26 protein-coding genes and 1 tRNA gene are annotated in these 24,776 nt (G+C 61.6%); 10 read left to right on the top strand and 17 right to left on the bottom strand.

Annotated features, from left to right (window positions below; translation table 11 throughout):
* Positions 1 to 52: 52 nt before the first annotated feature.
* Positions 53 to 796: a TerC family protein gene (locus LJD17_RS08095; protein ID WP_227383633.1), complete on the bottom strand. Its 744-nt coding sequence runs from the start codon at positions 794 to 796 to the stop codon at positions 53 to 55.
* Between the two features lie 283 nt (positions 797 to 1,079).
* Between LJD17_RS08095 and LJD17_RS08090 the strand changes: the two genes are divergently transcribed.
* From LJD17_RS08090 to LJD17_RS08070, 5 genes are all read left to right on the top strand, one after another.
* Positions 1,080 to 1,739, top strand: a complete 660-nt coding sequence (locus LJD17_RS08090; RefSeq protein ID WP_227383632.1) for a tripartite tricarboxylate transporter TctB family protein — start codon at positions 1,080 to 1,082, stop codon at positions 1,737 to 1,739.
* Positions 1,740 to 3,242 carry a tripartite tricarboxylate transporter permease gene (locus LJD17_RS08085; RefSeq protein ID WP_227383631.1) on the top strand — a complete coding sequence of 501 codons (1,503 nt, stop codon included), beginning with the start codon at positions 1,740 to 1,742 and terminating at the stop codon, positions 3,240 to 3,242.
* Positions 3,243 to 3,301: 59 nt separating this feature from the next.
* Positions 3,302 to 4,279, top strand: coding sequence for a tripartite tricarboxylate transporter substrate binding protein BugD (locus LJD17_RS08080; protein ID WP_227383630.1), 978 nt, complete (start codon positions 3,302 to 3,304; stop codon positions 4,277 to 4,279).
* Between the two features lie 213 nt (positions 4,280 to 4,492).
* Positions 4,493 to 4,569: transfer RNA gene (locus tag LJD17_RS08075), tRNA-His, on the top strand.
* Positions 4,570 to 4,707: 138 nt separating this feature from the next.
* Positions 4,708 to 4,929 (top strand): hypothetical protein, encoded by a 222-nt coding sequence (locus LJD17_RS08070; protein WP_227383629.1) that lies wholly within the window; start codon positions 4,708 to 4,710, stop codon positions 4,927 to 4,929.
* Positions 4,930 to 4,932: 3 nt separating this feature from the next.
* On the opposite strand, the gene LJD17_RS08065 is transcribed toward LJD17_RS08070, so the two are convergent.
* Positions 4,933 to 5,208, bottom strand: a complete 276-nt coding sequence (locus tag LJD17_RS08065) for a hypothetical protein (RefSeq protein ID WP_227383628.1) — start codon at positions 5,206 to 5,208, stop codon at positions 4,933 to 4,935.
* A 435-nt stretch (positions 5,209 to 5,643) separates the two neighbouring features.
* On the opposite strand from LJD17_RS08065, the gene LJD17_RS08060 reads away from it, so the two are divergent.
* Entirely contained in the window at positions 5,644 to 6,774 is a 1,131-nt protein-coding gene (locus LJD17_RS08060) for a GGDEF domain-containing protein (RefSeq protein ID WP_227383627.1), read from the top strand.
* A 100-nt stretch (positions 6,775 to 6,874) separates the two neighbouring features.
* On the opposite strand, the gene LJD17_RS08055 is transcribed toward LJD17_RS08060, so the two are convergent.
* The 5 genes from LJD17_RS08055 to LJD17_RS08035 all read right to left on the bottom strand — a co-directional run bounded on the left by LJD17_RS08055 (position 6,875) and on the right by LJD17_RS08035 (position 9,915).
* Positions 6,875 to 7,243, bottom strand: a complete 369-nt coding sequence (locus tag LJD17_RS08055; protein ID WP_227383626.1) for a hypothetical protein — start codon at positions 7,241 to 7,243, stop codon at positions 6,875 to 6,877.
* Between the two features lie 209 nt (positions 7,244 to 7,452).
* A complete protein-coding gene (locus LJD17_RS08050) occupies positions 7,453 to 8,160 on the bottom strand; it encodes an outer membrane protein (protein ID WP_227383625.1) in 708 nt (235 codons plus the stop codon).
* A 337-nt stretch (positions 8,161 to 8,497) separates the two neighbouring features.
* Entirely contained in the window at positions 8,498 to 8,932 is a 435-nt protein-coding gene (locus LJD17_RS08045) for an NUDIX hydrolase (protein ID WP_227383624.1), read from the bottom strand.
* 80 nt (positions 8,933 to 9,012) lie between these two features.
* Positions 9,013 to 9,507 carry a phasin family protein gene (locus LJD17_RS08040; RefSeq protein WP_227383623.1) on the bottom strand — a complete coding sequence of 165 codons (495 nt, stop codon included), beginning with the start codon at positions 9,505 to 9,507 and terminating at the stop codon, positions 9,013 to 9,015.
* A gap of 27 nt (positions 9,508 to 9,534) precedes the next feature.
* A complete protein-coding gene (locus tag LJD17_RS08035) occupies positions 9,535 to 9,915 on the bottom strand; it encodes a phasin (protein ID WP_227383622.1) in 381 nt (126 codons plus the stop codon).
* A gap of 191 nt (positions 9,916 to 10,106) precedes the next feature.
* Here LJD17_RS08035 and LJD17_RS08030 point away from each other — a divergent pair, with 191 nt between their 5' ends.
* From LJD17_RS08030 to LJD17_RS08020, 3 genes are all read left to right on the top strand, one after another.
* Positions 10,107 to 12,800, top strand: coding sequence for a PAS domain-containing sensor histidine kinase (locus LJD17_RS08030; protein WP_227383621.1), 2,694 nt, complete (start codon positions 10,107 to 10,109; stop codon positions 12,798 to 12,800).
* A 45-nt stretch (positions 12,801 to 12,845) separates the two neighbouring features.
* Positions 12,846 to 13,379: a GNAT family N-acetyltransferase gene (locus LJD17_RS08025; protein ID WP_227383620.1), complete on the top strand. Its 534-nt coding sequence runs from the start codon at positions 12,846 to 12,848 to the stop codon at positions 13,377 to 13,379.
* A 99-nt stretch (positions 13,380 to 13,478) separates the two neighbouring features.
* A complete protein-coding gene (locus tag LJD17_RS08020) occupies positions 13,479 to 16,196 on the top strand; it encodes a bifunctional acetate--CoA ligase family protein/GNAT family N-acetyltransferase (protein WP_227383619.1) in 2,718 nt (905 codons plus the stop codon).
* A gap of 34 nt (positions 16,197 to 16,230) precedes the next feature.
* Here the strand turns inward: LJD17_RS08020 and LJD17_RS08015 are convergent, their stop codons facing one another.
* From LJD17_RS08015 to LJD17_RS07975, 9 genes are all read right to left on the bottom strand, one after another.
* Entirely contained in the window at positions 16,231 to 16,743 is a 513-nt protein-coding gene (locus tag LJD17_RS08015; protein WP_227383618.1) for a DUF3828 domain-containing protein, read from the bottom strand.
* Positions 16,744 to 16,841: 98 nt separating this feature from the next.
* The gene (gene bfr, locus LJD17_RS08010) at positions 16,842 to 17,330 is read right to left on the bottom strand and encodes a bacterioferritin (protein ID WP_227383617.1); all 489 of its coding nucleotides are present in this window, start codon (positions 17,328 to 17,330) and stop codon (positions 16,842 to 16,844) included.
* A gap of 83 nt (positions 17,331 to 17,413) precedes the next feature.
* Positions 17,414 to 17,671: a (2Fe-2S)-binding protein gene (locus LJD17_RS08005; RefSeq protein WP_227383616.1), complete on the bottom strand. Its 258-nt coding sequence runs from the start codon at positions 17,669 to 17,671 to the stop codon at positions 17,414 to 17,416.
* A 110-nt stretch (positions 17,672 to 17,781) separates the two neighbouring features.
* Positions 17,782 to 18,351, bottom strand: coding sequence for a putative glycolipid-binding domain-containing protein (locus LJD17_RS08000; protein ID WP_227383615.1), 570 nt, complete (start codon positions 18,349 to 18,351; stop codon positions 17,782 to 17,784).
* Between the two features lie 17 nt (positions 18,352 to 18,368).
* Positions 18,369 to 19,040 (bottom strand): LutC/YkgG family protein, encoded by a 672-nt coding sequence (locus tag LJD17_RS07995; RefSeq protein WP_227383614.1) that lies wholly within the window; start codon positions 19,038 to 19,040, stop codon positions 18,369 to 18,371.
* Entirely contained in the window at positions 19,037 to 20,470 is a 1,434-nt protein-coding gene (locus tag LJD17_RS07990; RefSeq protein WP_227383613.1) for a LutB/LldF family L-lactate oxidation iron-sulfur protein, read from the bottom strand. The genes LJD17_RS07995 and LJD17_RS07990 overlap by 4 nt, the downstream gene beginning before the upstream one ends.
* 129 nt (positions 20,471 to 20,599) lie before the next feature.
* Entirely contained in the window at positions 20,600 to 21,133 is a 534-nt protein-coding gene (locus LJD17_RS07985; protein WP_227383612.1) for an SRPBCC family protein, read from the bottom strand.
* Entirely contained in the window at positions 21,130 to 21,495 is a 366-nt protein-coding gene (locus LJD17_RS07980; RefSeq protein ID WP_227383611.1) for an ArsR/SmtB family transcription factor, read from the bottom strand. Before LJD17_RS07980 ends, LJD17_RS07985 begins: the two co-directional genes overlap by 4 nt.
* Before the next feature lie 139 nt (positions 21,496 to 21,634).
* Positions 21,635 to 22,207: a GNAT family N-acetyltransferase gene (locus LJD17_RS07975; RefSeq protein ID WP_227383681.1), complete on the bottom strand. Its 573-nt coding sequence runs from the start codon at positions 22,205 to 22,207 to the stop codon at positions 21,635 to 21,637.
* Positions 22,208 to 22,441: 234 nt separating this feature from the next.
* Between LJD17_RS07975 and LJD17_RS07970 the strand changes: the two genes are divergently transcribed.
* Positions 22,442 to 22,798 carry a hypothetical protein gene (locus LJD17_RS07970; protein ID WP_227383610.1) on the top strand — a complete coding sequence of 119 codons (357 nt, stop codon included), beginning with the start codon at positions 22,442 to 22,444 and terminating at the stop codon, positions 22,796 to 22,798.
* A 66-nt stretch (positions 22,799 to 22,864) separates the two neighbouring features.
* On the opposite strand, the gene LJD17_RS07965 is transcribed toward LJD17_RS07970, so the two are convergent.
* Positions 22,865 to 24,550, bottom strand: a complete 1,686-nt coding sequence (locus LJD17_RS07965; protein WP_227383609.1) for a methyl-accepting chemotaxis protein — start codon at positions 24,548 to 24,550, stop codon at positions 22,865 to 22,867.
* Positions 24,551 to 24,776 lie beyond the last annotated feature (226 nt).

The raw sequence follows: 24,776 nt of genomic DNA, 5'->3' as shown, positions 1-24,776 counted from the left end.
GCCCCCCGGCCTTGCCTGCGTCAACTCCACAGGTCGTGTCGGGCGAGACGGATCAGGTCTCGACTTCCTTCCGACCGGCGCCGCGGCTGAGCAGCCAGCCGCCGACGATCACCACCAGAGCGCCCGCTGCCGCTGCGCTGTAGAGAACGAGCCCCACGGGCTTGAGCTCGAGCGGCGGGTGGCCGGGATCGGGCAGAACGAGCTGCGGGTAGGTGGACAGCCAACCGAGGACCACCGGATCCGTGACGATCATTTCGGCCGCGATATACCCCAGCAGGGCCGCGCCCGCCCATACGAAGATGGGGAAGCGGGTCAGCAGGCTGGTGATCAGGGATGCGCCGACCATGATCAGCGGGATCGACAGGAGAAGGCCGAAAATGAACAGTTCCGGGTGTCCGCGCGAGGCAGCGGCGATCGCCACGACGTTGTCGAGGCTCATGACCGCATCGGCGATGGCGATGGTGCGGACCGCCTTCCAGAGCGACTCGCTCGCCTTCACCTCGTGGCCACCGTCGTCCTCGCCCTGGATCAGCTTGAGGGCGATCCAGAACAGCAACAGGCCGCCGATGATGCGCAGATAAGGCACGCCGAGCAGATAGGAGATCACCAGGGCGAAGAGAATCCGGAGCCCGACCGCGACGCCGGCCCCCAGAAAGATGCCGAGCTTGCGCTGATGCGCGGGAAGCGACCGGCATGCCATTGCGATGACGACCGCGTTGTCGCCGGACAAGAGAATGTCGATCCAGATCACCTGAAGCAGGGACAGGAGAAAGGTACTAGAGAAAAAATAGTCCATGCGCCAAGCTCTGGAGTGCTCTTTGGATCGTGCCGAAGGATGATGAGGCTGCTTAGGTATATATGAGCGGACGGGTTTCAAAGACCCAAATTGCTCAAAAATCAGGCAACTTTGTTCGGCCGGATTTTAAATCAGCCGAAGGTCTTAGATTCTTCACACTAGGCTTTGGTCCAAAATCCTTGAAAACTTTATCGGTTCGGTTGATCCCAACGATCGGTTTGGGCACAAACCGATCATGAAGAATAACGGAGCGTGCGGTGGATGCGCTCTTCCGGGAGGCTTAATGTCCATATCGCACGGGCAAGGGAAACACCGCGGATTCGTCCGTTCGCCACAGAACTTTGCCGCAGGATTGTTTCTGCTGTTTCTGGCCGCGTTGGCCCTCTGGCTGACCCGGGATCTGCCCCAGGGGCGTCTGAGCGCCATGGGCCCCAGCATGCTGCCGGACTGGCTTGCCTATGGGGTCGGCCTTTGCGGTCTGGCGCTTCTCGGCGCGGGCTTCCTCAAGGATGGCGAGGGTCTTGAAGGGTGGAATCTTCGGGGGCCTTTCTTCGTCCTGCTCTCCATCGTCGCCTTCGCGGTCACGATCCGTCCCCTCAGCCTCGGTTCCCTGTCGATCCCGGGTCTGGGCATGGTGGTTGCCGGCCCCCTGGCCATCCTGATCGGCGGATATGCGACGCCGGACGCAGAGCCTCGTCCGCTTCTTGTGCTCGCGCTCGGCCTGACCCCTTTCTGCATGGTGCTGTTCGGCGATCTTCTGAATCTGCCGATCCCGATTTTTCCTCAAAGCCTCGCCAATGTGCTGCCGGCCTCCTGGTCGCAAAAGACCATCCTGAGAATTCTGGCCGCCCTGATGGTGCTGGCAGCCCTGCTGGTCCATTTCACAGGGCGCAGGCGCCGCAGCAACCGGATCGATGTCGTCCGGCAGCCCGAGGAGGTCTAAATGGGTGATCTGATCTCCAACCTGAGCCATGGCTTCGGGGTCGCGCTCTCTCTGCAGAATCTCGGCCTTGCCTTCCTCGGCTGTCTTGTCGGCACCCTGATCGGCGTTCTGCCCGGGGTCGGCCCCATTGCCACCATCGCGATGCTTCTGCCGATTACCTTCGGGCTCGATCCCGTCGGCGCTCTCATCATGCTGGCGGGCATCTATTACGGCGCCCAGTACGGCGGTTCCACGACCGCCATTCTGGTCAACATCCCCGGCGAGGCCACGTCCGTGGTCACGACCCTCGACGGCCACCAGATGGCCCGCCAGGGCCGCGCCGGCGTGGCATTGGGCATCGCGGCCATCGGGTCGTTCTTCGCCGGCACGGTCGCCACGATCGTGATCGCCGCCCTCGGGGCGCCCTTGACGGGTCTCGCTCTGATCTTCGGCCCGGCGGAATACTTCGCCCTGATGGTCATGGGCCTGGTCTTTGCCGTCGTGCTGGCGCGGGGCTCGATCCTGAAGGCCGTCGCGATGATCCTGCTCGGCGTTCTCCTGTCCACGGTCGGGACGGATCTCGAGACGGGGCAGGAGCGAATGACCTTCGGGCTCCCGTTCCTGTCGGACGGGATCGACTTCGCGGTCCTCGCCATGGGCGTCTTCGGCGTCGCCGAGATCCTGCGCAACCTCGATCATACGGAAACCCGCGACGTGGTCCGGCAGGCGATCGGCCGGCTCCTGCCGAACCGGGACGACTTCAAGCAGGCGGCCCCATCGGTCCTGCGCGGCACGTTCATCGGCGCCATTCTGGGGATTTTGCCGGGTAACGGCGCCGTTCTGGGGCCGTTCGCCTCCTATACGGTCGAGAAGAAGATCGCCAAGGATCCAAGCCGCTTCGGACGGGGCGCCATCGAAGGCGTCGCGGGCCCCGAATCCGCCAACAACGCCGGTGCTCAGACCTCCTTCATTCCCTTGCTGACCCTTGGAATCCCGCCCAACGCCGTGATGGCCCTGATGGTCGGCGCCATGACGATCCACGGCATCGTTCCGGGTCCTCAGGTGATGACCCGCAATCCGGACCTGTTCTGGGGCATGATCGCATCCATGTGGATCGGCAACCTGATGCTGCTGATCATCAACCTGCCGCTGGTGGGCATGTGGGTGCGCCTGCTCAAGGTGCCCTATCACCTGATGTTTCCGGCGATTCTGATGTTCTGCTGCATCGGCATCTATTCGATCAACTCCCTGCCGACGGACGTGATGTTCATCGGCTTTTTCGGGATCGTCGGCTATCTGCTGATCCGGTTCGGGTTCGAGCCGGCGCCGTTGTTGCTGGGCTTCGTCCTGGGCAAGCTTCTTGAGGAAAATCTCAGGCGGGCCCTCATCTTGTCCCGCGGCTCGCTGTCCACGTTCGTCGACCGCCCGATCAGCGCAGGTCTGCTGGTGATCGCCATGATCCTGCTCGCGCTGGCGCTGCTGCCGTCCATCCGGAAGGGAAGAGACGAGGTTTTCACCGAGTAGCTTGCCAGTCCGGCATGCTGTTCCAAAATGTAAGACGATAACTTTCCAGGGAGAAAACGATGAAAAAAGCTGTACTGGCTCTCGCCGCGGGCCTCGGACTTGCCGTGACGGGCGCCCAAGCGCAGGGGAATTATCCCCAGCGGCCGATCACGATGGTTGTGCCGTTCGCCGCGGGCGGCCCCACGGATGTGATCGCCCGCATTGTCGGTGAGCACATGTCTCACACCCTCGGTCAGCAGATCGTCGTCGAGAACGTCGCCGGTGCCGGCGGCACGACGGGCATCACCCGCGCGTCCCAGGCCCAGCCGGACGGCTACACCATCATGATGGGCCACATGGGAACCCATGGGGCGGCTCCGGCCCTTTATCCCAATCTCAAGTACGATCCGACGAAGGACTTCGCGCCGGTCGGCCTTGCGGCCGGGACTCCCATTCTCATCGTTGCCCGGAAGGACTTCCCGGCGAACGATCTCAAGGGCTTCGTCGAATACGTGAAGACCAATGGGGACAAGGTCAACATGGCCCATGCGGGTGTCGGCTCGGTGTCCCACATGACCGGAATTTTCTTCAGTTCCGTCATCAAGGCCAAGCCCACGATGGTCAGCTACAGCGGCACGGGCCCGGCCTTGAACGATCTCATGGGCAACACCGTCGACTTCATGACGGACCAGATCGTCAACGTGGCGCCGCAGATCCAGGGCGGTACGATCAAGGCCTATGCGATCGCGACCCCTGAGCGCTCCCCGGTTCTGCCGAACGTTCCGACCACCAAGGAGGCCGGGCTCGATGGCTTTGAGGTGAGTGCCTGGAATGCAATTTTCGCCCCGAAGGGGACATCGCCCGAGATCGTCAAGAAGCTCAACGACGCTCTCGTGAAGGCACTCGATGACCAGAACACCAGGAAGCGGCTCCTTGATCTGGGCGGCGTCATCCCGAGCGGCGGCGATCGCTCACCCGAAGCACTCCAGAAGCTCGTCGACACCGAGGTTGCCCGCTGGACGCCGGTCCTGAAGGCGGCCGGAAACAAGACACAGTAATTGACGACGCAGCGAGAAGGCGCCCGCCGGACATCCGGCGGGCGCCTTTTTTTGTTGGTGCCCGCGATCTTCAGGACTTTCGGAGAGAGGTCTTGAGCGTCTCTTCTGGTGGGCGTCGGGCCCATTTGGCCGACGGGATTTCCCCATTGTCCCAATGTCGCGCCAATCTGGTCTTGAAATCCGCCGCAGAGGCGATTACACCCTGCCCCGTGTGCAGCCGTAGCTCAGTTGGTTAGAGCACCAGATTGTGGATCTGGGGGTCCCCCGTTCGAGCCGGGGCGGCTGTACCATTCCTCCCCGTTCCGGGCTGCAAAGGCCGCCTCCCATCGCGCAATTTTGGGACAGTTCGGTCGCCAAATTACCTCAATCTTCGGCAGATTCACGCCGGCCCTTCCGGGCTTCCTTCCCGACGCTTGAATCCGAACATCATGACCGATCTCACTGAGGTTAAAGGGAGCCGCAGGTCTGCGGGGTCTCTCAGCCGGCTTCATGAAGCCCATGTGCTTCATGCCCGGATCAAAGGTTTGAAGGCTCTCCTGCAGCTTCAGAAAAGCCAGGTGGAGAAACTGAACGACCAGCTGTACTCCGACACTCCGGCCGGCACGGCCGCACGGCGGTTGCTCGACCTGAAGCGATCGAAAATGCCTTGAGAGTCAGTCGTCGTTGGAAGAGTTGAGTTCGTCGGGCTTGAGCCCCTCGTCCACATCCGCAACGCGCATGCGGGCCAGCCACTCGAGCTGATCCTGAACGAATTGCGGATCGCTGTGGAAGCGCATGGCGCACGCTACGAGGAAGGTTGGGATCTCCGGAAGATCCTCATCGGCGATATCCGGTAGAACCAGTTCCAGTTCCGTCATGTTGCTGGCCGTCACAATGGCAGCCTCGGTTGGCGGAATGGCGATGGCGGCGGCTTTGGTTTGTTTGGTCATGCCCTGCAACATTATGGAATGTCGGAAAAACCATGATGGTAGGATGGCCCTCGGAGTCTCATGGTCACCATCATAACGACTAAGCTTGATTCCGGTTCGATAAGGCAGCCTTTCGTCCCTTCCCGCGAGGTTGCCCTGTTTCTTGCAGGATCGCAAAGTCACCCTGCAAAGGTATCCGCCCCAGTGCCGAGAGATCATAATCCCATCATGTTACGGTAAAGCACAGTTGCCGAAAGCCTTATTTCCATGCAAATGACGCAAGGTCATCAGCCCATCGGATCAGTCGATAAGCCATGCGCCCATCAGTTCTCGTGAATGCGGGAACGATCTACAGCATGGTCACGTTCGATGGACGAACGGCGCCTTTCGGAGCGGGAATGGAACGGGTTCAGGCGAGGGTTAAGCCGCTTCGGGGTCCGAGCGCAGGGGCGGCTCATGAGCCTTGATTCCGCGACACTCGGTTTGGCGTTCCTGCTGCTTTGCGGCGTTCTCGGATTGCTCCTGATTTTCTCCTGGGTTTTGAATCGCAACGTTCAGGCCCTCGCATGGTGGGGCGCGGCCTTCTGCCTGGTGCCGTTTGGAATGGGGTTGGTCAGCCTGGGCTTAACCTCTCCCGGGCCACGCGTTCTTCTGGTCTCGAATGCCGTGATGGCCCTTGTCGGCGGCATTCTCTATGCCGGATGCCGGGTCTTCAACGGGCGCTCTCGTACGGTTCTTGTCGCCTTGCCGGGCGCAGCCGTCTGGGTCCTTCTCTTTCCGGTAATTCAGCACTCCTTCCCGGCAAGACTTTTCGTGGCTTCGATGATCGCAGGCGTCTATGCCGCGTTGTCGGTCTGGGAATTGTGGCGCCACGCCCGCCACCGTCTCGTTTCCCAGAAGCTCGCGATCGTTCTTCTGGCTTTGCTTGCCGCCTTCTATGTGTTCCGAAGCCTCCTGGGCTTCCTGTCCACGGGGATCGGATGGGTGGATGTGTTGGCCCTCCGATGGTCCTCCAATCTTGGTCTCTTCCTCCTCCTGTTCATTCCGGCGCTGGCCTTCGTGTTTTTGTCGATGGCCAAGGAGCAGGTGGAGTATGAGCACAAGCAGGCTGCCCTCGTAGACCCGCTCACCGGAGTTCCCAACCGCAGAGCCTTCTTTCGTCACGCCGCCGGCCTCCTGCGCCGCCTTGGGGACAGGCCGGCCACGTGCTTTCTGTTCGATCTCGACAATTTCAAGAAGATCAATGACCGGTTCGGGCACGAGATCGGGGACCACATTCTCACGATCTTCGGCAAGGTACTGGCAGAACATCTCCCTGTCGGGTCTTTCGCCAGAATGGGCGGCGAGGAGTTCGCGGCCATTGTTTCCTTGCCGCGGAACAGGGTCGAGCCGCTTGCGGACGATATCAGGCGGGCGTTCGCCGCCGAGGCGAGGATCGTTCTCGGGCAACAGGTCCATGGAACGGTGAGCGTCGGCTGCGCAACGGCGATCGGCGCAACGGCGCACCAGCTGGTCCATGACGCCGACGATGCGCTTTATCAGGCCAAGGCCGCAGGCAGAAATGCCGTCGTCCTGGCCGCAGAGTAATCGGATGCGCTGTTCTCGATGCTAAAGTCGGCCCGTGGCGCCGATACCGCAGCCGGAGAGGCGCGACTACGGTTGATCCGGCACGCGAGGCGCCTTTTCGTTACCTGACGTCGACGATGATACGCTGCTCGACCGGAAGAGCGTCGTATGGCGCACGGGTTACGAAGGTTCCTTGGCAGGTCGTCGTCGTGGCGTAGACGGGCGTGCGATGGGCGTTCGATCCGACCATGTAGTTGGTCGTATAATAGACTTCGCCGCCGGAATAGGTCGTCGTCTTGGTCAAGAATGTGTAGCCCACTTCCGCGGGGCTGAGTCTGACGACGGTTTTCGGCGCCCCATAAGCAGCGATGCGATCGGAAATGGGACGGCCGATATAATCGCTGCAGGCCATGACCACCTCTCCCTGCGGCTGGTACGCGCAACCGGCGGCCAGCATTGCCAATCCAGCGACAACAGCCAGTTTCGTCACGAAAACCTCCTTCAGGACGCCTGTTGCCGGTACGATTCGGGCAACGATCAGAACACGACGCTCGCCCGAGATCTGTCGTGCAAGAGAGCGTACGCCGCAGAAGATAGTAGGATTTGATTACCGGATGATTGTCTTCCTGTCTGGTCCGCGCACAAAATGAAAAGGCCCGGTGATGACACCGGGCCCTTCCACCTCCAAGGAGAGAGCTGTCAGTTGAACTTGTAGTTCACGCCGGCGCGAACAACACCGAATTCGGTATCGCGGCGAACGGCCTCGTACGCGCTGCCGACATAGTTGCTACGGGTATCGAGGTTCACATAAAGACCCTCGACCTTGGCCGTGATGTTGTCCGTCACGGCGTATTCCACGCCAGCGCCCACGGTCCAGCCGCCATTGGTGCTGTCCTCCCGGCGGTATCCGAGGAGCGGGTCGTAGGCGTTGTTGCCGCCGATATCGCCATAGGCAAAGCCGCCGGTTCCGTAGATGAGGGCGCGGTCGAAGGCGACACCGGCGCGGGCGCGAATGGTGCCGAAGAAGCCATCGGAATTCCCCGGATAATAGATCCGGCCGTAGGATGCGCCCTTGTTGCCGACCGCCGCGTATTGCAGATCGGCTTCAGCACCGAGGACGAACATACCGAACTGATAATTGTAGCCGGCCTGAGCGCCGCCGACGAAGCCGCCGCTCTTGCCGCCGCCGGCATAGCCGAAAGCGGGATCATAGTAGCGGCTGGTTCCGGTGCTCCAGCCGTAGCCGATGTTGACGCCCGCATAGAAGCCTGTCCACGTGAAGGCGGGCATGGCGCCATAGGCCGGAGCCGGCGAATAGCGCGAGGGAAGATCGGCGGCCTGTGCCTGCGAAGCCACGAGAGCCAAGACGGCGGTTCCAGTCAAGAATCCAAGAAGAGAGGTACGCATAACTTTTTTCCGTGCTTAAGGACCAAAAGCTCAAGGCTTGAAGTGCCCGTCAGGGGCCAAATATCGTCTTGTGAAAGAAGAGCGCAATAGTCTTTCAATTGCGGCGTGCTGCTATGCTTTCCAATTGATGAACGTTTACTTTTCATCAACCATGAGCCTGCTGCCAAGCTTGACGATAGAGGGAGCGTTATGAACAGATTGCTGCGACCCGATGGCCGTGAGCCAGAAGCGAGAGACAATGAGACCTTGGCCCTGCTGATGAAGCAGGGCTTTTTCTTTGTGAAATGAGGGTTTTAGGGCTGCTCACGGACGGTCGGGCAGGAGGATTGCACGATCTTCAAGCCTTCATCTGATGGGCGCGACGGGCAATCACATCGACATCCGCGCTCATGGGGAGACGGCGAGGATCGAGCTCCGTAATCGGGATCCAGCGCGCCTCGAGAGCGTCGTCGCCAGCTTCGGGAACGCCGGAAACATACTCACAGCGGACGGCAAGGAGGATGTAATGATAGAGCAGGCGTCCGCTGTCATCATGGTCGAAGATGTCGAGGGCGGTAATGATCTCGCGGGCCTCGGCCTGGACGCCGGTCTCTTCCTGGAGCTCCCGTAGGGCTGCCGCCGCAACGGTTTCCCCATAGTCGATCTTGCCTCCGGGGAAGCCCCAGAGGCCCGCATCGGGAGGATTGGCGCGGCGCACCAGGAGCGCACGGTCATCATGGATGACGACCGCGATAACCGCAGGGCTGGGAGCAGGGCGAGCTTGGCCGGTCATGGCCAAGCCTTATCGCATCCGAGAGCCTGAGGGGAGTGGATTTGCGGGATGCCGCCGGCGACGGGCACCCCGCATCAGGGTCAGGCCCTCTTGTCCACCATGATGGCGGCTTGGAGCGGTTCGATGCTCTTATGGAACCATCGGGCCGTGGTCTCTGCAATATCCCGCCACTGGGCCGATGCAGCCTCGTAGGCCTGCCGCGTCCCGTTGCTGTGCAGGCGCAGGGCGTCGGTCAGGTGCGGTGCATCCATGGTCGAGCGCCACAATTCGAGAGCGGCCTCGCCCTGGGCTTGGACGGCGTTGATGATCTTGTCGTTGATCTCGAGCGCCCCGTGGGCGGTTGCGAACGCGGCTTGGCTCAAGGCCTGCCGCATCGTGTCCACCCGGTCCTGCCCCACATGAGAGAACTGCATCGGTTCCGGCATGACAGGCTGGTCAGCCACCGGCGGCAGGGCAGGGGGAACATCGGAAACGGCTGCGCTCTGCACGGATTCGAGGGCAAGCTCCGGTCCGGCTTTCCGCGCCGACGCCTGCTTTCGGGCGCGTGGAGCGCCTGCTTTCTTTGCTTCGGCCATGGCCACGTCCTTATTTGGCAGTGGGTGTTATTTCTTGGAAGAGGGCTGCTTCATGGCGGCTTGGGCCGCCGTTCCGAAGTCCTTCATCTGCGCCTGCATGGACTCGACCTGAGAACGAACGAACTCAGCCTGGTACTGCATCGCTTCCTGGACGTTCTTGGCACGCACCATCTTTTGGGCGAGATCGAAGGCGGCTGCGATATTCTGTTCCGCATAGGAGAAGGTCTTGCGCGTCACGTCCTTAACGCTCGCCTGAGCGTTGTTCGCAGATCCCTCGAAGGTATCGACCGTCTTCTGGGCGGCGCCGAGAAAGCCGTCCATGGCCTTCCGGGCCTGCTCGACGCTCTTCTCAGCGAAATCACGCATTTCTTCCGGAATCTCGTAACCCGTCGGCTGGTTTGTCGCCATTGATCGCTCCTGTTGCGGCTATTGTGCACTGCAATATCACATTGTGCGGTGCAAAATCAATCCTAAGCCTGTTCGTTAAGGTTAGCACGAAGTAAAGATATTTAGGAGTTTAGGCTGAAAGACCATTAGCCGATAATCGCTTAAGCTGGAAAAAAGTGGCTTGCGAGTGAGTGCAAGGGGTGGGGCCGTTGATGACGGAGACTCCAGATCGGTATGAAAGGATGCTGGCTCAGCTGGCCGCCGAGGCCGGCTTCTCGTCGCTCGCAAAGCCGGAGGCCGGGGTACTGGTGTGGGATCTCGAGCTCTCCCGTCTCCTGTGGGCCTCCCCAGCCGCGACCAAGCTGTCATCCGTCTTTGCTGATGAGAATGGTCACGTCTTCCCTGATTTAAAGGCGCGGCCTCGTCTGAAGATCCTGGCCCAGGGTCTTGCTCCCCGAGAAGGCATGCGGCTGGAGCGCCTCTGGTTCGACCCGAGTGGTTTATCGCCTCCTGTAACCTGTGCGTGCCGTATCGTGGAGGTCGATGAGGGGCAATCCGTCCTGGTCACGCTCATGATCGGTACTGTCCCGCGCCTTCCCGCCCGTCCTCGCCACGCGCGGGTTCTCACCCCGCCTTCACCTGAGCCAACCGTCGGAACGTCGTCTCTCGCCGAGCATCCCCGCCCGGCGAAGAAGGAGCGGGACCTTATCCGCTTCATCTGGCGGACCGATGCGGACACTCGTTTCGTTGAGGTGTCATCAGGGCTCGCAGAGGCTGTCGGTCCCCGGAACTCTCAGATCGTCGGCTCGACATGGGCAGAGGTCGCGCAGCGCTTCCTGGACAGCTCCGGTGACCAGATCGCCGAGTTTTTCGCCAAACGCGAAACCTGGAGTGGGCAGTCCGTCGTCTGGCGGACGGATCACGATCGTTGTGCTTCGATCGACTGGGCCGGAATGCCGGTTTTCGGCACGCGGCGCGAGCTCGTCGGCTTCAGAGGGTTCGGCTTGGTCCGCATGGGTTCCGATGTGGAACAGCCGGAAGAACATGCGGTTGCCACAACCCGGCCGGATGGGGCCGGGGAGGATCGCGCAGGGTCCGGCATGGAGCCTGCCGCGGCGTCGGGGGACGGGAGGCTCCCACCCGACCCAATGGATCCACAGGATGGCCTGCAGGTTGTTGCGGGAACCTTCCTCGCCGATGAAAATCGGCCGGTTCAAGACACCACGCCCTCCGAAGACAAGGATGTCGCGGGCCGACGTTCCAATGCCGCTTCCGGCTTGTCCAATGCCGAACGCAACGCATTTCGCGAAATCGCCCGTGCTTTGGGGGCCCGCTTTGAATTCGACGCCTCGTCCTCGGATGAGGCATCCAATGAAGCCGGGAACGATGCCGTGCCGCATCAGGAGGAGCCACGGCCATCCGGACCTGATCCCCTGACGCCCGAAGGCGACAGGGTGCTCGACCGTCTGCCGATCGGCGTCCTCGTGCACCGGGGCGAGGAACTGCTTTTCCTCAACCGCTATCTTCTCGATCTTACAGGCTTTGAAAGCCTGTCCGAGGTGGTGGCGGATGGAGGCCTCGTCCGCCTGTTCCGGGACTCCCCGGTCTTGCACGGGGCGACTGAGGATACATTGCTGGAGATCACCGCTCGGGCGGGCAAGAGCGTCCCCGTGGATGTGCGCCTCGCATCCACCGAGTGGGGCGGCGAGCCGGCAGCACTCATGACGATACGGCCTCTTCCGGAGGCAGAGCCGCGCTTGCTCCTTGTCGAGACCGACCTGCGCCGGCGCGAAGCTCGCGTCCACGAACTGGAATCGATCCTAGACACCGCGACCGACGGTGTGATCGTTCTCGACGAGACCGGCCGCATCATCTCGCTCAACCGTTCGGCGGAGGCGCTTTTCGGTTATGATGGGCGCGACGTGGTCGGGAGCGCCATCACGGTTCTTCTCGCTCCGGAGAGCCATATCGTTGCGCTTGATTATCTCGAAGGCCTTCGTTTCTCGGGCGTGCAAAGCCTTCTCAATGATGGACGCGAGGTCCAGGGCCGCGTGCGCCAGGGCGGCACCATTCCGCTTTTCATGACCATCGGGCGAGTCCACGACGGGCCGGGGCGGAAGTTCTGTGCGGTCCTGAGAGACATGACGGCTTTCAAGAAAGCAGAGGGCGAGCTGATCGGTGCAAAACGCGCCGCCGAGGAAGCCAGCGCCCAGAAGTCGGATCTTCTGGCGAAGATCAGCCACGAGATCCGCACGCCCCTCAATGCTATTCTCGGGTTCGCCGAAGTGATGCTGGAAGAGCGGTTCGGCGCGATCGAAAACGAGCGTTACAAGGAATATCTCAAGGACATCCACGCCTCCGGCGCCCATGTGATCAGTCTGGTCAACGATTTGCTCGATCTCGCGAAGGTTGAGGCTGGGCGCATGGAGCTGGCGTTCACCAGCGTCAGCCTCAACGAGCTCGTTGCCGCGTGCGTCACGCTCCTGCAGCCTCAGGCGGCCCGTGAGCGCATCGTCATGCGGACGAGCTTTCCGGCGAAACTTCCTCCCGTTGTCGCGGACGAGCGCTCCATGCGGCAGATCGTGCTCAATCTGGTGTCCAATGCCATCAAGTTCACGGATGCAGGGGGACAAGTCATCGTGTCGACGGCCCTTACCGACCGCGGAGAGATCGCTTTCCGTGTTCGCGACACGGGGATCGGCATGACGGATAAGGAAGTTCAAGCCGCTCTCGAACCGTTCCGCCAGCTCGCCACATCGCGCAGGAGGGGCGGCACCGGACTCGGGCTTCCACTCACGAAAGCCCTTGTCGAGGCGAACCGTGGTGCGCTTCAAATCTCGAGCAGTCCTAAAGAGGGCACCCTCGTCGAGGTCATCTTCCCTCCGACGCGCGTGCTGGCCGAGTGACCGTCAGTTGCTGAACAAGTTTCACTTGCCATGCAGGGGATGTCGGTGACGCTTGGCACCATCGGCGCCTATGCACTCAGGGCTCTGACACCGTCGGAGGCCGAAGCCTATCGGGCGATCCGGTTGCAATCGCTCCTCGACACACCGGAGGCGTTCGGAGCCAGTTACGAGGAGGAGGCCGCGCTTTCGCTCGATGACTTTCGGGCGCGTATTCCCGCGACGGGACCGAACAGGATTTATGGCGGCTTCGATGGACCGGAACTAATGGGAGTTGCCGGTTTTGTGGTTCAGGATCGGCTGAAGTCGAGGCACAAAGGCATTTTGTGGGGCGTTTACGTCCGTCCCGAGGCGCGTCGATGCGGCCTCGGCGAAGCCTTGGTTCAACAGGTCATCAGGCACGCCATGGACCATGTCATCGTGCTCGAAGCCGCCGTGGGACTTTCGAACGAGAGAGCGCGGCGGACCTATCACAAGCTCGGTTTCAAACCGTATGGCATCGAGCGCAAGGCGCTTCGGATCGACGACACCTTTTATGATGAAGAGTTGCTCTTCATCGATTTCTCCGAGAGTCTCCTATAAAACGTCGGATTAGGAAGCGTTCTCGGGCATCAGGGGGCAGACAAACCCGAAAGATGTTCTAGGTGCGTCGGTATCTCTCCCACGAGACGAAGGATCCTCATGTCTACCTATCGGCTCGATAAGCTCTTTGCGCCCCGCTCGGTTGCCGTGATCGGAGCAAGTCCGCGTGCGGGCTCGCTGGGCCTGACGTTTCTGCACAACCTTGTCGAAGGTGGGTTTGCCGGCCAGATCTTTCCGATCAATCCGCATCACCGTGAGATTGAAGGCCGGAAATGCTACCCGTCCATTACGGCGCTTCCCGAGGTGCCTGACCTCATTGTGGTCGCCGTTCCTCCAGCGAGGGTGGTCGATGTGATCGAGGAAGCCGGCCGCTGCGGCGTCGCGGCGGCTGTCATAGCGACCTCGGGCCTCGGATACGGCGTTGGCTCACTGTCGGAGCAGACCCGTCTTGCCGCGCGGCGTTATGGACTGCGCCTGGTCGGCCCCAACTGTATCGGCATCATTGCTCCGAGGGCGAAGCTCAATGCGAGCTTTGCCGCAAGAGGTGCGGTTCCCGGCGACCTCGCCTTGGTGTCCCAATCCGGAGCGGTGGCGGCCGGCCTCGTGGAATGGGCGGCGCAACGCAACGTGGGGTTCTCGGCAATTGTGTCGCTCGGCGATAAAATCGATGTCGATTTCAGCGATTGCCTGGACTTCTTCTCGGGAGACGCAGGCACCCGGGCGATCCTTCTCTATATCGAATCCATCGACAACGCGCAGAAATTCATGTCGGCAGCGCGTGCCGCGGCGCGCACCAAGCCGGTTGTTGCGATCAAGGCCGGCCGGCATGCGCAGGGAGCGCAGGCGGCCGCTACCCACACGGGTGCTCTGGCCGGCTCCGATGCCGTCTATGAAGCGGCCTTTCGCCGGGCCGGTCTCCTGCGCGTTCTCGATCTCGATCAGCTTTTCGCCGCGGCTGAAACGCTTGGCCGTCAAAAGCCGTTTCCCGGCAAGCGCCTCGCGATCCTGACCAATGGCGGGGGCGTCGGCGTGCTGGCCGTCGATCGGCTCATCGATCTCGGTGGAACGCTGGCCGTCCTGTCGGACGAGACAAAGCGAAAGCTCGATGAGGTTCTGCCGCCGACATGGTCGAGATCAAACCCGGTCGATATCATCGGAGATGCCGACCCGGCCCGTTATGCGGGTGCTCTCGACGCACTCCTGTCGGATCCGGACAATGACGCGATCCTCATCCTCAACGTCCCGACCGCGGTCACGAATGCCCCCACCGCAGCGGCGGCCGTGACCGAAACCATCAAGCAGGCTCGCGCGTCCGGATATGTCCAGAAGCCCGTTTTTGCCGCCTGGATCGGAGAGGATCCGGAATCCGCTCGCATCTTCGAGGATGTCCGCATTCCTCATTTCGCAACGGAGGCGGATGCCGTTCGGGGCTTCATGCAGATCGTTCGCTATCGTGAAGCCCAGAATGAGCTCATGGAAACGCCCGACAGCCTTCCGCACGACTTCGCGCCGGATGTGGCTGCGGCCCAGGCTATCGTCGAAGGTGTGTTGGCGGACAAGCGCCATTGGCTCGACCCCTTGGAAGTCAACGCTCTGCTGCGGGCTTATGACATTCCAACGGCACCGGTGACCCTGGCCACGACGCCGGAAGAGGCGGTTTCCGCCGCCCGCCCGATTCTCTCCGAAGGCGGAACGGTCGCCGTGAAGATTCTCTCTCCGGATATCGTGCACAAGTCCGATATCGGCGGTGTGAAGCTCGACCTTCCCACGGAGGAGGCGGTCAGGAAGGCAGCGGCCGATATTTTCGACCGGGCCGCGAAGCTGCGGCCCGAGGCGATCGTGAAGGGAGTCACGGTGCAGCCGATGGTTCGCCGCGCCAAGGCGAGAGAGCTGATCGTCGGCCTTGCGGACGATCCTTCCTTCGGGCCGATCGTGCTCTTCGGTCGCGGCGGAACGGCGGTTGAGGTGATCAACGACAAGGCATTGGCGCTGCCGCCGCTCGATCTCAAGCTGGCCCATGATCTCATCGGACGGACCCGTGTTTCACGAATCCTGAAAGGATATCGCGACGTGCCGGCAGCGGATGAGCGGGCTATTGCACTCGTGCTGGTAAAGCTGGCGCAGCTCGCCGCCGATCTGCCGGATGTGCGGGAGATCGACATCAATCCGCTTCTGGCGGATCAGGATGGCGTTATCGCCGTCGACGCCCGTGTGGCGGTGGCGCCGGAAACCCGAAAGGGAAGGGGGCATCCGCGTTTTGCCGTGCGACCCTACCCGAAGGAGTGGGAACGCTCGATGCCGCTCCGGAACGGGCGCGAAGCCTTCGTTCGTCCGGTAAGGCCGGAGGATGAGGAGGAGTTTCGCCGGTTTTTCGGGCAGGTGACGCCCGAGGATCTGCGTCTTCGCTTCTTTGCGCCCGTGCGCGATTTCAGCCACACGTTTCTCGCCCGTCTGACGCAGATCGATTATGCCCGCGCTATTGCGTTCGTGGCTTTCGACAAGGAAACCGGCGACATGATGGGGGCCGTCAGGCTCCATGCGGACGCTAATCATGAGACCGGGGAATATGCGATCCTGCTTCGCTCCGATCTGAAAGGCCTCGGGCTCGGCTGGGAGCTGATGCGGATGATGATCGAGTGGGCGAAGGTCGAGGGATTGCGTGTCGTCGAAGGTCAGGTACTTCGAGAAAATGTGACGATGCTCGACATGTGCCGCCAGCTCGGTTTCGCAATCCGCAACGATCCCGACGATCCGGAATTGCGCGTCGTGACGCTGCCGGTCAAAGACGTGCCGGATATGGAGCTGATCCCCAGCTGATGGTCAGCATCCGGCATGCCGCTCCTTGAGAGAACTAGAGGGGGCGCGACAGCACGGACCGGAGGTCGTCCCCACCGGTGCCCGATCGCTTCCAGGTCATATTGGCAATGCGCCAGCCCTTAGGAGTTTTCACGAGATCATAGGCGATCTCGTGAGGTTCCCCGAGATTGTTGAACGACACAAGGGCGCTTGCGGCGTTCGCATCCTGCGACACGATTTTGATATCGAGTTTATCCAGGTCGAAATCCTGCGCGTCGACAAAAGGATCGAACTCGATGCGGCCAACCTCGCCCTTCGATTCCTTCAGGTCCTGGAGGATCAGCTTCGTCAGGGCTGCGTCGAAGTACTGGCCTGCCTTGCTTCCGCGCCAGCGAACCCCCGAAGCGTCGGAGCCCTTATAGTTCTTGTAGATCGAAGTCAGGAATTGTTGAGGAGTGCTTTCCGCCGCCATGAGCGGACTTGATGGCGCGACGAAGAGCAAGAGTAAAACGATCGCCCGCGATACCAGACGGTTCGCAAGACGGAAGGTGAACGTCAAGGAAGGCATGGATATCGTCCGGTCCGCTTCACAGCCCACAAATGGAATACGCGCACAAGAGCAGCTTATGCGCGTGTTGAGAAGCCTATTCGCCACAATATCCCGGGCTAGTGATCTTCGCTCTTCACATCGCCCACATGTTTCTGGGCATAGAGCTGCAGGCCGAGCTGTTCGACGAGGTTGATCTGAGTTTCGAGGAAATCGATATGACCTTCCTCGTCCTTCATCAGATCCTCGAACAGGTTCTTGGAAACACGATCACCCACGCTTTCGCAATAGGCTGCGGCTTCACCATAAAGGTTGCGGGCGTCATATTCGGCAGCAAGATCGCATTCAAGGATCTCTTGGACATTCTGGCCGATCCTCAGCGGATCCAGGACCTGAAGATTGGCGAACCCGTCGAGGAAGATGATGCGCTCGATGAACCGGTCGGCGTGATGCATCTCTTCAATGGATTCCTCGCGCCACGCCTTGGCGAGTTCCTTGTAGCCCCAATCGTCGAGAAGCCGGTAATGCAGCCAATACTGATTGACGGCCGTCAGCTCGCTGCGCAAACCGCGATTGAGATACTCGATAACTCTTTGATCGCCCTTCATCCTGGTCCTCTTTCGAACAGGCGCTGACACGCCTCGGCTCCTTATTTAGAGGAATTCCGAACGAGGAAAAGGATCTTCGTACATCAAATGGCAGGTTCAGCCGCAGCTTGCTGGGGAAGGGCCGGGCAGCATCCCCGCTGGCAGGCCGGAACGGGTTCCGCGCCGGCATCCGCGAGAGCCTTATCCATGATGGCGCGGATCGTACGGACGCAGCGTCCGCAATTGGGACTGCAGCCGAGGCAGCGGTAAACCTGAGCGGGCGTCTGCGGACAGCCCGGTCCCGGCGTCAGGCATGATTTGACGTCGCCGTCGGATAAAACGTTACAGGAGCAAACGATCATGATGTTCAGTTTAGAACGGTTAAAAAGTAGATATTTATCAACTGCTTAACCTGAAAGGTGCCGTTCGCGCAAAGCCTTCCGGCTGCGCCCGGTTGTCACGGTCCCGCGCGTTAGGGAGCAAGGCGTTTGAAAAGGCCCGGATAATCGAGAACAAAGCCATCGCTATCGACGGGCAGATCGGCCGTGAATCCGCTATCCACGCTCTCGAAGCGGTACAGCTGCCCCGCTCGAGTTGCCGTATACCGCTGGTCCCGAGGCGAGACATCCAGGCTGGGGATGGAGATGTAGCACAGCCGGACATCGATGGTTTCCTGGGCTTTCGGGGAGAGCCGGCGGATCGGGAGCGTGTTGGTGATCGGCGAGGCCTGAATGTCCACATCTAGGCAACCTTGAAGTTCCGGTCGCTCGGTGCCGTTGGCCCGCCACAATCCCTGGCCGTTGCTCTCGAGGTGAAGCGCTCTTCCGGAAGCCATTTGAAGATGGGCTTCCCGCGTGCGCCAGTAGCCATCGACCTTGACCTTGTAGGTCAAGCCGAAGCGCAAGGTCTCCGCATGGCCGATGATGACTCCGGAGAACTCGAGTCCTCCTTCGATGGGGCTGACTTCCGCATGCTCCAGCCCCGCCTCGCACCCTTCCCAAGCGGACCAACGGATCGTCCTGGCGATGAAGTTCGAGGGCATGGTGGGTGCCTCGCCGACTAATCCCTGACCACAACGATATGCAGGCGGCGTGGGCCGTGGGCTCCGAGCAGCATGGTCTGCTCGATATCTCCGGAGCGCGAGGGACCGGTGATCCAGTTCACGGTCCGAGGCATCCCGCTCTTGCCGAAAGCAAAGCGCACTTTATTCCACACGGTCTCGTAGTCGCCGGCCACGTCCTTTGCCGAAACGATGATGATGTGATTGTCCGGCAGGAAGTTCAGCGTCGACGGATTTTCAGGGCCTGACACCAGCACCAGCGTTCCGGTCTCGGCAACGCCGCCGAAAGCGTGGCTGACCGCATTCAGGTCGCTTCCCTGGCTCGGACCATGGGCAATCTCAAGAGAAGTGTCGTTCCAGGGCATGGCCGTCAGGCGCAGGTCGCTCCCCATGCGCAGCGTCGCCGGAAGGTTATGGTCACGTAGAAAAGTGGCGATGGATTGCGGGACATCGGCAGAAGAATCGACTTCCGTGACCGTCGCGAGAGCGGCCTCGGCCTGCAGCTTGAACAAAGCGAGGCGCTCTTCAGCCGGTAGCTGACCGCGGGAGGGGACAAGCCCCTTCGGGGCACGCTCCAATCGCTCGGTCGCAATCTGCCGGCGGATGGTCTCGTTCCCGCCCACGCGGAGTGAGCGGCGGATGTTGGCAAGGATCTCGTCGCGCGCGCTCATACGGTCCTCCCCTTGCGCTCACGGCGCCACCGGGCCTGGAAGGTATCTCCCTGCGGTGTCGGGAAGTCCCGATATTTCGTCCAGCCGCGCGCGAGCGGAAGCCATGTGAAGCGACCTCTCCGCCGGCCCGCTAGGCCAAGGGAGGCCATCGCGACGCGTGTCGCCAAGCGGTAAAGGGCAGGACGCTTGGCAAAGAAGCCCCAGAAGGAAAGACCGGAGCGGAATGTGGCGGGCATGAGATGCCGCTCGAACTCACGCTCGCGCCAATGGCGCATGAGTTTCGGCAGCGGAATGCGTACCGGGCAGACGCTTTCGCATCGTCCGCAGAAGGTCGACGCGTTGGGAAGATGCCCTGCCTTGTCCACGCCGATCAAGCTGGGTGTGAGGACGGCCCCCATGGGACCGGGATAGACCCAGCCGTAGGCGTGCCCTCCGACCGCGTGGTAGACCGGGCAATGGTTCATGCAGGCGCCGCACCGGATGCATCGCAGCATTTCCTCGAAGTCGGTGCCGAGCATGGCGGAGCGGCCATTGTCGATCAGAACGACGTGATAGTTCTGCGGCCCGTCCGCGTCAGCGGAACGGCGGGGGCCGGTGGAGAATGTCGTGTAGACGGACATCTCCTGTCCGGTGGCCGAGCGGGCAAGCACGCGCAGGATCTGGCTGACGTCCTCGAGGGTCGGCACCAGCTTTTCGATCGATGCAAGGACGATATGGGTCTTCGGCAGGATCTGGGTCAGGTCGCCGTTGCCCTCGTTCGTGACGATCACCGACGTTCCGGTTTCGGCAACGAGGAAATTTGCCCCTGTGATCCCCACGTCTGCCGCAAGGAAGCGCTCGCGCAGCACGGCGCGGGCCTCCGTCAGGAGCTGCACCGGCTCGGAGAGGTCGCGCTTCGGATCGAGGTTCGTGTGGACCCGACGGAAATCCTGCTCCACCTGGATGGCGTTGAGGTGCACGGCCGGAGCGATGATATGGCTCGGCATCTCGTGGCGCAGCTGAATGATGTACTCGCCGAGATCGGTTTCCACGGGGGTGATCCCGTTCGCCTCGAGATGGGCATTGATCCCGATCTCTTCGGAGATCATCGATTTGCCCTTGGTGACCGTTTTGGCGTCGGCTTCCCGGCAGATCGACAGGATGATGGAACGGGCCTCCTCCGCATTGCGGGCGAAGTGCACATGTCCGCCGGATGCCTTGACCTTCTCCTCGTAGGCTTCGAGATAAAGGTCGAGATGCTGGAGCGTATGGTTCTTGATGTCCCGCGCCGCATCCCGCAGCGCCTCGAATTCCGGCAGCTTGTCGGCCGCCCGCTGGCGCTTGTCGATAAAGCCCTGCTTGACGTTGCCGAGCGCCTTTTGCAGCTGCGTGTCGGCGAGGGCGCGCGCAGCATTCTGCTTGAATTGGGGGGAGGTGGCATGAACGGTCATGCCCATTGTTTAGCCTGAAAACGCAAAAAGCGCGAGGGAGCAACAGCCGCACTGTGCGACCCGACCTTTCCGTCTGCATCGAGAGCTGCTCCACCCGGCTAGGCCGGGTAGAGCTCTATCGCGCCTCCGTCAGGCGGGAAGCCGCTGGTCGTATTCCTTCTTCAGGCGGCTCCAGCCCTCCCAGAAGGGTTCCGGCTCCCTGCCGCTCGCGCGGGCAACCAAGATGTCGAGATGCATGTGCCAGCCGGCGCCTACATTGAGCATGGTCGAACGGTCGGGCAGACGGCGGTGAGTCACGGTCAACAAGACGTCACGGCCTTGCGGCTTCAGCTCGAAGGAGACGCCGCCGGTGCTTCCCCAGGTGAAAGCGAGCTTCCGAGGGGGATCAAGTTCGGTGATCAGGCTCTCCATGCGATGCTCTTCGGAGAAGCCGGCCGGCCGTTGTCCGGGCGGATTGGAGAGCTCGTCGTTGCGCCAGACGAGTTCGAAGGGAGCGCCGACCTTCATGTCCATCTCTCCCGATGCCAGCCACTGACGGCGCAGGTCGCTTTCCGTGAGATAGGCCCAGACGCGCTCGATGGGACCGGGCAAGAGGCGCTGGAGGGTCAACGTGGCAGGCTCGGCCAGCACACCATAGGTGTCTGGGGTCGCAAGGTCGGTCATGGGTCGTCTCCTTCGGGGGCGGGGGTGTTGCGGGCATCCTCTTCACGGAGGAGCCGTTCGAGGACATCCAGACGGCCAGTCCAGAAGCGCTCATAGAAGGTCAGCCATTGATGGGCGCTCGCGAGCGGCCCAGGTTCAAGGCGACACAAATGGGTACGGCCGCGGATCTCGCGACGGATCAGACCGGCATGCTCCAGCACCTTGATATGCTTCGAGGCAGCCGCAAGGGAGATCGCGAACGGCTCGGCAAGCTGGCTCACCGTTCGCTCGCCTTTGGACAGGTCGCGAAGCATCCGGCGGCGGGTGGCGTCGCCGAGAGCGTGAAAAACCGTGTCGAGCTGAGAGATTTGTAATTCAACCATGTGGTTGAATATGACGATCTGTTTTTGGAAAGTCAACCGAATGGTTGAATAATTCGCTCAAGACCGCGTTAAGCCTTTAAGCCTCGGATGCCGTTTCGAAGGCCGCCGGTAAAATAACAGCCCGTTCTAGGCGACGCCGTCAGCGCGGCCCGGCTTGATCGCTTCTCATCTGGCGGATTCTTTCCCAGGCTTCCTTGGTCAGGCGAAAGCACAGCCACGGCGCCGGAGAGCCGGCTAGGTTCAAGGTCGCGTCATAGGCGTGTTCCGCGCCGAGCTTGGCGGTGGCTTTCTGGGAACGGACGTTGGACGGGGCGATGTGAAACCAGACTTCCGGGTATGTCTTGAAGGCGTGTTCGAGCATCAACCTCTTGAGCTCGTAATTCGCGCCTCCACCCCAATAAGCATGATGGAGAAAGGTGAAGCCGATGGAAATGCCGTCGGGCTGATCCGGCGCTACATAGTAGCGTGAGCACCCGATGATGGCGTCCGATTGCCGGTCCGTCACGACGACCGCGCCTTGGCTGTCGAGCAGAGAGGCGAAGTACGGCTCGAATTTCTCCTTTTGATAGCGATCCTTCGCCGGATGTCCGGCCCAGATTTCAGGATGGCTTGCGGCGGAGAAAAGTCCCTCGAAATCGGCTTGATTCAGGGCCCGGATCGCCAGAGTTGATCCGGCGAGCTGTGGTTGGGGATCGAAGCCGTCTTTGAACACGCTCAACAAGCCTTCTTGCTGACAATGGGACAGAAAGGCCGCCATCGCCTGCCGGCTGGGCGAGCCTTCAGCGTCAGGCCTATCGAAAGCGGACGGTCAACGCGAGAGGTCTTTTCGCCGGCAGATGGATCGGACCACGGAAGACGCATCGGGGTTGCCTTAGGGTCGATGATGGTTATCCATGAACAGGGTGTCCGGAGTGAAAACCGTCCCGTTCGCCGAAGGCATGGCGGGATGAAAGGCATCGTCAGAGGTATGGTTTTCCTCAACGCCCTGGCCGTCATCCTAACGGCAGCGGCGGCCTGGGGATTGGAACGACACTCCGTCTCGGATCTGCTCGATCTCGCCAACTATGTCGGACTCGGTTTGGGAGCGCTCGGGGCGCTCGTGTTCATGGGCTCAAGTGCCGGAACGGACGGCTCGACCGGAATTGCCGCAAGCGCCGCGGATCGGCCCAGTCGAATTATGAGCGCACTTTGGATGGATCGAAACGCAGGTATCGCATCGGGAGCCATGCTGGTCCTGAGCGGGGGAGTCTGGCTGAGCGGCACATGGCTGCTTGCCATCCTCATCGACCATTTTCAGAACTGACGAGACAGAAACGTCAAAAGCCCGGCAGAGTGGCTGCCGGGCCCGCTGAATATCAAGAACGGCCGCTCAGGCTGCTCTGATATTGGTGAGGAACAGATTGACCTGATCGCGCAAGCGCTGCGCCTGTCCGGAGAAAGCGGAGGCTGCCGTCAGAACCTGGGCGGCCGCGACCTCGGTCTCTTCGGCAACCTGGGCGACGCCGTTGATATTGGTCGTCACCTCGTTGGTTCCGGCGGACGCCTGATTGACCGAGCTGACGATCTCGCGGGTCGCGGCACCTTGCTGGTCGATGGAGGATGCGATGCTGGCCGCGACCTCGTTCATGGCTGCGATGCGCTGCGTGATGGAGCCGATCGCCTGAACCGCCTGGGTCGTGGAGGTTTGGATCGCGGCAATCTGGCTCGAGATCTCTGCCGTCGCCTTTCCGGTCTGTTCCGCCAAGCCCTTCACTTCGGTCGCGACGACGGCGAAGCCGCGTCCGGCCTCTCCGGCACGGGCGGCCTCGATGGTGGCATTGAGAGCCAGAAGGTTGGTCTGTTCTGCAATGGCCGAAATCATCTCGACGATCGCGCCGATCTTGTTGGCCGCGGCGCTGAGGGCGGAGACGATCTCCTGCGTGGCGCCGGCCTCGACGACCGCCTCCTGGGACATCTGAGCCGATTGCTCGACCTGGCGGCTGATCTCATTCACGGAGGCGCCCAACTCTTCGGTCGCGCTCGACATGGTGAGGACGTTCACGGACGTCTGCTCGGCGGCGGACGCGACGGCGGTCGACCGGGCTGCGGTCTGCCGTGCGGAATTCGTCAGCTTCTCGGCCGTCATCTGCATTTCGACCGCGGCTGTCGATACGGCATCGACAATGTCTCCGACTGAGGCGTCGAAGGTGCTCGCGAGCTGTTGCATCATCTGCTTGCGCTGCGTTTCCGACTGCTCACGCGCCTGGGCGGCTTCGAGCTCGAAAGCTTTATTGCGCACCATGCTGTCCTTGAAGACGCGCACGGTGTCGGTCATCCGGCCGATTTCGTCCCGGCCTCCGGTCGATGTGACCTCGACCGAAAGATCTCCCTCCGCCAAGCGCCTCATGATCTGAGTGAGGCGGCGCACGGGGGATGCGATGCCGCGCTTCGTCACCAGGAGGCTGACCAGCATGCCCAGAAGAATACCCACGACCGCGACACCGATCTGGAACCGGGCCGCCCATTCGGCGGAGGCTGCGGCGTCCGTGCGCATATCGGCCATCTTCTTGGCCGTATAGGTGCTGTAGGCCTTGACCGAGTCGGTCACGGCGCGCTGGGCCGCTAGCCCTTTCTCGACCTCTGCCATCATGACGGCGGGGTCGCCGCCCTTATCGGAGCCCGCCACATCGATCATCGCGCGAATGACGGCAAAATATGCGTTCAGTGCAGCGCGCATGTCATCGAGGAGCTTGCGCTCCTGGCCGTCGGCGACGGCTTCGAGCTTCTGGAACCGGCCAAGCATTTCGGCGGTTCGGCGGTTGGCTTCGGCTTTGAAGGCGGCAGCCTTCTTGGGTTCCTGGGCCACCTGATAGGTCATGCGGCTGATCGCGATGATATCGACCCGCAGATCCATCGCTTCGCGGGCGGCTTCCTCACGCAGTCCGACGACGGTCATGGTGCGGCCCAAATCGGTGGTTTCCCGCCAGCCCACGACAGCAATGGCCGCTGCGACCAGACCCATCAGCGAGACGACTGCGATAATCTTGTGCAGGATGGAGACGTTCTTGAGAGTCATTGTGCATTGCGGCGCGACCGCTCCAGGTCGGGAGAGGTGGGTTGCCGCCCTATGATGGAATGTAGCTTGGCCGTAACGGGAAAACCTTAAATTGGCGTGAATTCAAGGTGTCGGTTCCATGACAACGATGCGCCCGGCGCGGGTCTGTCGGGTCGTGGGCCCCGCGTGTCATGCCGCCGGAGCATAACAGCAATCCCCTGGATTGCCTCCTCACCGGCGTTCCCAG

The organism is Microvirga rosea, from assembly GCF_020595095.1.
Classification (GTDB): domain Bacteria; phylum Pseudomonadota; class Alphaproteobacteria; order Rhizobiales; family Beijerinckiaceae; genus Microvirga; species Microvirga rosea.
This window is presented reverse-complemented; position numbering and strand designations above follow the sequence as displayed.